Genomic DNA, 9,058 nt, shown 5'->3' on the forward strand with positions numbered 1-9,058 from the left:
CTACCGGGGACGTTCGGATTTCATGGGGAGCCGGCCAGCGGCCGGCACTACCCGTGTGGATTACGCGTTCACCTGCGTCCCGTTCAGCGCCCTGAACGCTTCGCCAGCCAGCGGTCCAGTTCGGCCGCGAACGCCTGCCGTTCGCGCGGCCCCAAGGGCGGGGGGCCGCCGGTCTGCACGCCGGCACCGCGCAGTTCCTCCATGAAATTGCGCATCGACAGGCGCTCGGCCATGTTGTCGGGGGTATACAGCTGCCCGCGCGGGTTCAGCGCCACGGCCTGTTTGGCAATCACCAGCGCGGCCAGCGGGATGTCCTGGGTGACCACCAGGTCGCCGGCGGCCACCCGCTCGACGATGGCGCTGTCGGCCACGTCCAGCCCGGACGGCACCTGGAGGAAGTCGATCACCCGCGAGGGCGGGGTGCGCAGCCAGTGGTTGGCCACCAGGGTCAGCGGCACCTTTACGCGCTCGGCCGCCCGGAACAGGATCTCCTTGATCACCCCGGGGCAGGCGTCCGCATCAACCCAGATGCGGCATGTGGCGGAACTTGAATCGGGCATTTGGCTGATCTTAAGGTAGGAAAAGTCTGAATGGGGCGCGCGAAATCGTGTAGGATGCGCCAATCCCTTGTCCCGTCAGGCGTGACGGGGGGATGGCTGAATAAACCAGCTATCGCTTTTTAGGTAAAACACGAGTATCGTCACCCACACTGTGTTTGCTAGGGTCACCGTGAATCGTGGCCTGGTGCAGTTGATCTCACGATCTGCTCATCGATCCGCTTTACCAACGCCTGCAACTCAGTCTCGGCTCCGATAAGCGGCGGCCGCGATTATTTCAACTATTGTTTCAGGAGTTAGTACATGTCTGATCGTCAGCAGGGCACCGTGAAGTGGTTCAACGACGCCAAGGGCTTCGGCTTCATCACCCCGGAAAGCGGCCCGGACCTTTTCGTGCACTTCCGTGCCATCCAGGGCACCGGCTTCAAGTCGCTGCAGGAAGGCCAGAAGGTGACCTTCGTCGCCGTGCAGGGCCAGAAGGGTATGCAGGCTGATCAGGTGCAGGCGGTCTAATCGACCCCCCGCTACCGTCAGGTTGCAATGAAACGCCGGGAGCGAAAGCTTCCGGCGTTTTTTATGCGCGGTGTTTTTTCATCCGTGGACGGCCGATGACATCGGCAGGGCGCGTACCTCGTTACGATGTCGCTTTGAACCTGCGGACCCGTCAATGATCAAGGTGCACCATCTGGACCACTCGCGCTCGCAGCGCGTGTTGTGGATGCTCGAAGAGCTGGGCCTGCCGTACCAGCTGGTCAACTACCAGCGCGATCCCACCACCTGGCTGGCGCCGCAGGCGCTGCGCGAGATCCACCCGCTGGGCAAATCGCCGGTGCTGCAGGACGACACCCTGGTGTTGGCCGAGTCCGGGGCCATCCTGGAATACCTCGCCGACCGCTACGACAGCGCTCGCCAGCTGTCGCCCGAACTGCTGCCGGCCCAGGCCGCCGAGCGCCTGCGCTACCGCTACTGGATGCACTACGCCGAGGGCTCGGCGATGCCGCCGTTGCTGTTGAGCCTGGTGTTCGCACGCGTGCGCAAGGCACCCATGCCGTTCTTCGCCAAGCCGATTGCCCGTGGCATCGCCGACAAGGTGATGAAGGGGTTCGTGGGCCCGCAGCTCAAGCTGCACCTGCAGTGGATGGAGCGCGAGCTGGGCCAGTCGCCGTGGTTCGCCGGCGAACGCTTCACCGCTGCCGACATCCAGATGAGCTTCCCGATCCAGGCGGCCGCCTCGCGCGCGGGCAGCATGGACGCGTACCCGAAACTGCAGGGCTTCCTGCAGCGCATCGAACAGCGCCCGGCCTACCAGCGCGCCACCGAGCGCGGCGGGGCGCTGGACCTGGGCGCGGGCGCGGCATGAACTTGCGGGGGCGTGGCCGCGCCCCCATCTGGTGAGCATGGATACCCACCCCCTGCGCTTCGACAACCGATTCATCGGCGACCTTCCCGGCGACGAGGAAACCGGCCCGCGCGTGCGCGAGGTGCGCGGTGCCGCGTGGTCGTCGGTGATGCCCACGCCGGTCGCCGCGCCACAGTTGCTGGCGCTTTCCACCGACGTTGCCGACCTGCTGGGCCTTGGCCCGGACCTCACCGGCAGCCCGGATTTCGCGCGGGTGTTCGGCGGCAACGCGCTGTACGCCGGCATGCAGCCGTGGGCGGCCAACTACGGGGGCCACCAGTTCGGGCACTGGGCCGGGCAGCTCGGCGATGGCCGCGCCATTTCACTGGGCGAACTGCTGGCCCCGGACGGCGCGCGCTGGGAGCTGCAACTGAAAGGGGCCGGGCGCACCCCGTATTCGCGCGGCGCCGATGGCCGCGCGGTGCTGCGCTCGTCCATCCGCGAATTCCTGTGCAGCGAAGCGATGCACCACCTGGGCGTACCGACCACGCGTGCGCTGAGCCTGGTGGGCACCGGCGATGCAGTGGTGCGCGACATGTTCTACGACGGCCACCCGAAGGCCGAACCCGGCGCGGTGGTGTGCCGGGTGGCACCGTCGTTCATCCGCTTCGGTACCTTTGAACTGCCGGCCTCGCGCGGCGACGTGGCCCTGCTGCGGCAGCTGGCCGACGCCTGCATCGCGCGTGATTTCCCGGCGCTGGCCGATGCCGGCGCGCAGCGCTATGCGCAGTGGTTCGCGCAGATCTGCGAGCGCACCGCGATCCTGGTGGCGCACTGGATGCGGGTCGGCTTCGTGCATGGGGTGATGAACACCGACAACATGTCCATCCTGGGCCTGACCATCGACTACGGCCCGTATGGCTGGGTGGACGACTACGACCCCGACTGGACCCCGAACACCACCGACGCGCAGGGCCGTCGCTACCGCTTCGGCACCCAGCCGCAGGTGGCGTACTGGAACCTGACCCGGCTGGCGCAGGCACTTTCGCCGCTGTTTGACGATGTCGCGCCGCTGCACGACGGGCTGGCCCGTTTCCAGGCCGTGCACGCCGAGCGCGAGCGCGCGGACATCGCCGCCAAGTTCGGCCTGGCCCACTGCAGCGACGACGACGTGGCGATGATGGCGGCCTGGCGGCAGATCCTGCAGGACGGCGAGATGGACATGACGCTGGCCTTCCGCGGCCTGATGGCGCTCGATCCGCAGGCGCCGTCGGTGCAGGTGCTGGCCGAGGCCTTCTACAGCGACGTGCGGCGCGAGGCCGTGTTGCCCGCGTTGCAGGTCTGGCTGCAGCAGTACGCCGCGCGTCTGCGCGCCGATCCGCTGGATGCGGCCACGCGCCAGCAGCGGATGGCCGGTGCCAATCCGGTGTATGTGCTGCGCAACTGGCTGGCGCAGGAAGCCATCGAACAGGCCGAGCAGGGCGACATGAGCGGTGTGCACACGCTGCTGGAGGTGCTGCGCACCCCCTACGAGGTGCAACCGGGCCGCGCGCACTTCGCCGGCAAGCGCCCCGACTGGGCACGCGACAAGGCCGGTTGTTCGATGCTGTCCTGCAGCTCCTGAGCCCGGCTGCGCGGCATGCCGCGCCTGCACCGCCAATCTCCTGACGGACACGCCACCGCACGCCGCAGCGCCTGCGGTGGCCGTTGGCGTGCCTGCGCCTACGACAATGGTCGTAGTGGTGAAATCCGATAATCGCACACGTAGTCGATAAACGCACTTGAATGGTGCAGTGCGATAAACCTACTTTCAATCCCGTTCCAAGCGATCCACCTCTGGCGGGCGAGGGCAGTGCCCACACGGTACTGAAGCCAGGTGCAGGGGAAAGACCGCCGGAGACCCTTTCCCTGTGCGGAGCCTGCGCATGCGTTGCCGTCTGTCTGTTGTTTCCCTGTCCCTGCTTGCGGTGCTGCCGTCGCTGGCGCTGGCCTACCAGGCCGAGCCGCCGCGCGAGGCGCTGCAGGTGCTGCACGTGGTCCGCTACGCCGACGACGCCGCACCCGGGTCGCTGCGCTGGGCGATCACCACCGCCAACCAGGCCCCGGGCCACTACCGCATCGAGATTGACGCGGTGGGCAGCGCGCCGTATGTGATCCGCCCGGCCTCGCCGCTGCCGGAGATCGTCGGCCCGGTGCAGATCGTCGGCACCCCGTGGGCGAGCGCCGGCCAGTACGTTGCCATCGACGGCGCCGGCTACGTCACCGGCACCGGCACCGATGCCTGCCCGGGTGCAGAGCCGGGCCAGTCCGGCACCAACGTGCGCACCACCACGCTGCCGGGCCTGGTCCTGCGTGACACCACCGGCGTGGCGCTGAGCGGTCTTGAGATCCGCAACTTCTGCATCGGCGTGCTGATCAACCGCAGCAGCCACAGCGACATCCACGACAACCGCATCGTGGCCAACAAGGGCGGCGCCGGCATCATGCTCACCGGCGACGACGGCAAGGGCCAGTCCACCGCCACCACCACCGTGCACAACCGCATCGTACGCAACCAGTTCGTCGACAACGGCGACGGGTTGGAATTGACCCGCGGCGCGGCCTGGAACCTGGTGGCCGACAACCTGTTCCAGTCCACCGCCGCCAACCCGGAGCCGTCGCAGGGCATCGAAATTCTGTGGGGCAACGACAACACGGTGGTGCGCAACCGCTTCGTCGACTACTCCGACGGCCTGCAGATCAACTGGGGCAACCGCAACTACATCGCGGCCAACACCTTCACCGGCAACTCGATCGGGGTCAGCGTCACCGGCAGCGACAACGTGCTGGACGGCAACACGATCACCGGCAACGGGATCGGCATCGCGGTGCGTCCGCAGCCGGTAAGCGCACCAAACCGCTTCAGCGCCAACCAGATGGTCGGCAACGGGCTGAAGATCGCGCGCTGCGAAGCCGGTGGCGCCTGTGCCACGGGCCAGCCGCGCGGGGCGATCGTGTTCGGCGTGCCGGGGCTGGAACATGCCAGTTTCGTGGGCTCGCGCGGACGCGGGGTGGAGACCGACCCGGCCAAGCGCGCGCGCATCTGCAGTGGCGCCGATACCACCGGGTGTCAGCCGGCCCCCAACCTGGGCCAGGCCGCGCCGGTGTTGCAGGCGGTGCAGGGCAGCGGCACCGCGCGGACCGTGCACGGCGTATTCCAGGGTCCGCCGGGGCAGCGCTACCAGCTGGACGTGTTCGGCAACCGTGCGGCCAACGGTAATGAAGCCGAGTACCTGCTCGGCACCGTCGACGCCGTCACCGATGCGCAGGGGCAGGGCCGCTTCACGCTGGCGCTGCCGGCCACCGGCGAGGCTGCCGGTATCGCCACGCTCACCGCCACCGCGACCTCCGCGCTGGGTGCCACCTCCCCGTTGAGCGCGCCGCTGTCGCTGCGCTGACCCGTCGACCCGAGAGACTCCGATGCGATTTCCGAACCCCGCTCCGCTTGCCGTCCTGTTGTCCGCTGCCGTGCTGGCGCCCGCGCTGGCCCACGCACAGGACAGCAACCGTTACGACGGCAAGACCCTGACCGGCGACTGGGGCGGCACGCGTACCGCGCTGGACGAACGCGGCATCCGCTTCCGGGGCGACTACGTGGGCGAGGCGATGGGCGTGGTCGACGGCGGCTACGGCCGCACCGGCGCGCGGTATGCACAGCAGGTGCGGGTCGGCGTGGACCTGGACATGGGCCGCCTGGCCGGTTGGGACGGCGGTGCCTTCCACGTCACCCTCAACGACCGCCGCGGCAACAGCACCTCGGCCGACCTGGTCGGCAATCGCTTCCCGATCCAGGAAGCCTACGGTGGCCAGTACACCCGGCTCACCGAGGCCAGCTATGACCAGACCTTCAACGGTGGGCAGTCGTATTTCAAGCTGGGCTACTACGCGATGGGCAACCAGTTCGGCCTGCACAGCCTGCTGACCCATTTCGTCAACGCCGCCTTCTGCGCCCATCCGCTGGCGATGTCGGGCAACAGCGGCTGGTACAACTACCCCACGGCGCGCTGGGGCGGTGAAGTGGCCCAGCAGGTGAGCCCGGCACTGAACGTGCGCACCGGCTGGTTCCAGGTCAACCCGAACCTCGGCGGCAACATCGAACGCAATGCGTTCCGCCCGTTCGTGTCGGGCACCACCGGCTCGCTGATTCCGCTGGAGGTGACCTGGACCCCGGACAAGGGCGGGGCGCACCCGGGCGTGTACAAGTTCGGCGGCTACTACGACACCTCGCGCGTGGACCAGCGCGGGCTGGATACCTCGCCCACCACCGGCCGCCACGGTGCGTATGTGCTGGCTGAGCAGCGCCTCACCCGCGAGGCCGGCGACCCGCAGCGCGGCCTGACCGCCTTCGCGCAGTACATGGTGTCGGACACCGACACCGCGCAGATCCGCCGCTGGTATGCACTGGGCGGTGTCTACCAGGGCATCGGCACGCGTGCGCAGGACAGCATCGCGCTCGGCTACGTGGGCGCGGACATCAACCGCCGCCTGGTCGACGCGCGCCGCGCCACCCTGGCCGACATGGGGGTGGCGACGGACTCGCCGCTGTACCAGCTGAGCCAGGCCGAGGAACTGTTCGAACTGTCCTACAGCATCCAGGTGAATCCCTGGCTGATGGTCCGCCCCGACGTGCAGTACATCGTCAACCCCGGCACGTTCGCCTACACCCGCACCGACAACGCGTGGGCCGTGGGCGTGCAGGCCAAGGTGACCTTCTGATGCGCGCCTTCCTTCCCTCGTTCCTGGTGAACCGCATGCGTCCGCTCACTCCCTTCATGCTGGCCGCCGTACTCGGCGGCGCCGCGGCTGTCGCCCACGCCGCACCGGTACCGGTCACGCCCTTGCAGGTAGGCACACTGCGCCTCGGCGAGGGCGCGCCGCGCACCATCGTGCCGATCACCGGCGCCACCGCCGAACAGGCGCTGCAGCAGGCCGCCGTGATCGCCGCCAGCCCGGCCACCGACCTGGCCGAATGGCGCATCGATTATCTGGACATCGCCACCGACGGCAAGGCGCTGGTAACGCTCGGCAAGCGCATCGCGCGCACGCTGGATGGCAAGCCGATGATCCTCACCTTCCGCACCCAGGCCGAAGGTGGCAGCAAGCCGATCAGCGACGCCGACTACGCCGCGCTGTACGCCACGCTGCTGCGCGGCGGCTTCACCCAGCTGATCGACGTGGAGATGTTCCGCGATCCGGAGCGGGTAGCGGCGCTGGTCGCGCAGGCGCACGCGGCCGGGGTGAAGGTGGTGATGTCCAGCCACGATTTCCATGCCACCCCGGCGCGCGAGGAGATCGTTGCGCGGCTGCTGCGCCAGGAAACGATGGGGGCCGACGTGTTGAAGATCGCGGTGATGCCGCGCGACGCCGGCGACGTGCTGGCGCTGCTGGATGCGACCTGGCAGGTGCGCCAGCGCAGCCGCAAGCCGCTGCTGACCATGTCCATGGGCGGTACCGGCGTGGTCTCGCGGCTGGCCGGGGAAACCTTCGGGCAGGCGCTGACCTTCGGCATGATCGGCACCCCGTCAGCGCCGGGCCAGGTCGAGGTCGAGCAGCTGCAGCAGGTGCTCCAGGTCATCCATGCGTCCAGCCAGGCCGGTCGTTGAGACCTCCCCGCCGAACGCACCCCGCACTACGTCGTCGCAGGATTCCCGTATGAGCCATGCCACCGCCGCCGCGTCCCCGCTCGTGCTTGAGCGGATGAGTCCTTTCCAGTGGACGGCGATCGCCATCTGCGTGCTGTTGAACATGCTCGATGGTTTCGACGTGATGGTCATGGCGTTCACCGCGCCCCACGTATCGGCCGACTGGGCGCTGTCGGGCAAGCTGCTGGGCATCATGCTCAGCGCCGGCCTGGTCGGCATGGCGCTGGGCTCGTTCCTGCTGGCGCCGCTGGCCGACCGCTGGGGCCGGCGGCCGATGATCATGCTGTGCCTGGTGATCCTCACCGTGGGCATGGCGTTGTCGGCACTGGCCGGCAATGCGTGGCAACTGGGCGCGCTGCGCGTGTTCACCGGCGTGGGCATCGGCGGCATGCTGGCCGGCGTGGGCGTGATCACCGCCGAGTACGCCAACCCCAAATGGCGCAGCACCGCGGTGGCGCTGCAGGCCACCGGCTACCCCATCGGCGCCACCCTGGGCGGGGTGCTGGCGGCCTGGATGCTGCAGCATTTCAGCTGGCACAGCGTGTTCCTGATCGGTGCCGGCGCGTCGTTGCTGTGCATCCCGCTGGTACTCAAGTGCCTGCCCGAATCGCTGGATTTCCTGGTGGCCCGGCGTCCGCCGGATGCCTTGCCGCGGCTCAACGCGTTGCTGGCGCGCATGCACATGCCCGCGCTGCAGGCACTACCGCCGGCACCCCTGCGCCCCGATGGCCGTAAAGGCTACGCCGCGCTGTTCGTCGGCGACCTGCGCCGGGTGTCGGTGCTGATCGCGCTGGCGTTCTTCCTGCATATGTTCGCGTTCTATTTCGTGCTGAGCTGGACGCCGAAGCTGCTGGTGTCGGCCGGCGTGTCGGCACAGCAGGGCATCACCGGGGGCGTGCTGCTCAACCTGGGCGGGATTGTCGGTGGCAGCCTGTTCGGTTGGCTGGCCTCGCGCTGGGCGTTGTCGCGGCTCACCGCGGCCAGCCTGCTGCTGGCGATGGTGGCGATGCTGGCCTTCGCCGGTTTCAACACCCAACTGGGCATCGCCTTCCCGGTGGCGTTCGTGATCGGTGCGGCGTTGTTCGGCGCCATGGCCGGCCTGTACGCCGCCGCGCCGGTGGTGTTCGCCGCCGACGTGCGCACCACCGGGCTGGGCTGGGCGATCGGCATTGGCCGGGTCGGCGCGATCCTGTCGCCGCTCACCGTCGGCCTGCTGGTCGATGCGGGCTGGTCGCCCACCGCGCTGTACGTGCTGTGTGCGCTGCCGTTGGCACTGGCGGCGTGGGCCTGCCTGGGCCTGCGCGTCGGCGTTGGCCAGACGCGCAACTGAGTCGCCGGGCATGAACATCCGATTGTGCGATTATCGCATCATGAGTCCGATTATCGGATTGACCGCGTCGTCGCCGCTGCGCACCATGTCTGCGTCCCGTTTTCCCCCGTATGTCGCCGCCGCCTGCAGGGCACGGCAAGGAGCAACGCAG

8 protein-coding genes are annotated in these 9,058 nt (G+C 68.6%); 7 read left to right on the top strand and 1 reads right to left on the bottom strand.

Annotated elements, in window-relative coordinates:
- Positions 1-83: 83 nt before the first annotated feature.
- Positions 84-560: a YaiI/YqxD family protein gene (locus tag DBR34_RS14900; RefSeq protein WP_128097373.1), complete on the bottom strand. Its 477-nt coding sequence runs from the start codon at positions 558-560 to the stop codon at positions 84-86.
- Between the two features lie 300 nt (positions 561-860).
- On the opposite strand from DBR34_RS14900, the gene DBR34_RS14905 reads away from it, so the two are divergent.
- From DBR34_RS14905 to DBR34_RS14935, 7 genes are all read left to right on the top strand, one after another.
- Positions 861-1,070, top strand: a complete 210-nt coding sequence (locus DBR34_RS14905; RefSeq protein ID WP_017356920.1) for a cold-shock protein — start codon at positions 861-863, stop codon at positions 1,068-1,070.
- A 154-nt stretch (positions 1,071-1,224) separates the two neighbouring features.
- Positions 1,225-1,917 carry a glutathione S-transferase gene (locus DBR34_RS14910; RefSeq protein WP_128097374.1) on the top strand — a complete coding sequence of 231 codons (693 nt, stop codon included), beginning with the start codon at positions 1,225-1,227 and terminating at the stop codon, positions 1,915-1,917.
- Positions 1,918-1,954: 37 nt separating this feature from the next.
- On the top strand, positions 1,955-3,520 hold the full coding sequence (locus DBR34_RS14915) for a YdiU family protein (protein ID WP_128097375.1): 1,566 nt from the start codon (positions 1,955-1,957) through the stop codon (positions 3,518-3,520).
- A 301-nt stretch (positions 3,521-3,821) separates the two neighbouring features.
- The gene (locus DBR34_RS14920) at positions 3,822-5,333 is read left to right on the top strand and encodes a right-handed parallel beta-helix repeat-containing protein (protein WP_128097376.1); all 1,512 of its coding nucleotides are present in this window, start codon (positions 3,822-3,824) and stop codon (positions 5,331-5,333) included.
- 58 nt (positions 5,334-5,391) lie between these two features.
- Positions 5,392-6,651, top strand: a complete 1,260-nt coding sequence (locus DBR34_RS14925; protein ID WP_258223964.1) for a carbohydrate porin — start codon at positions 5,392-5,394, stop codon at positions 6,649-6,651.
- Positions 6,651-7,538: a type I 3-dehydroquinate dehydratase gene (gene aroD, locus DBR34_RS14930; protein ID WP_258223965.1), complete on the top strand. Its 888-nt coding sequence runs from the start codon at positions 6,651-6,653 to the stop codon at positions 7,536-7,538. The genes DBR34_RS14925 and aroD overlap by 1 nt, the downstream gene beginning before the upstream one ends.
- A gap of 49 nt (positions 7,539-7,587) precedes the next feature.
- A complete protein-coding gene (locus DBR34_RS14935; protein ID WP_128097378.1) occupies positions 7,588-8,907 on the top strand; it encodes an MFS transporter in 1,320 nt (439 codons plus the stop codon).
- The last annotated feature ends 151 nt before the right edge of the window (positions 8,908-9,058 follow it).

Origin of the sequence: Stenotrophomonas sp. HMWF003, from assembly GCF_003061285.1 — a bacterium.
Taxonomy (GTDB): Bacteria; Pseudomonadota; Gammaproteobacteria; order Xanthomonadales; family Xanthomonadaceae; genus Stenotrophomonas; species Stenotrophomonas maltophilia_AP.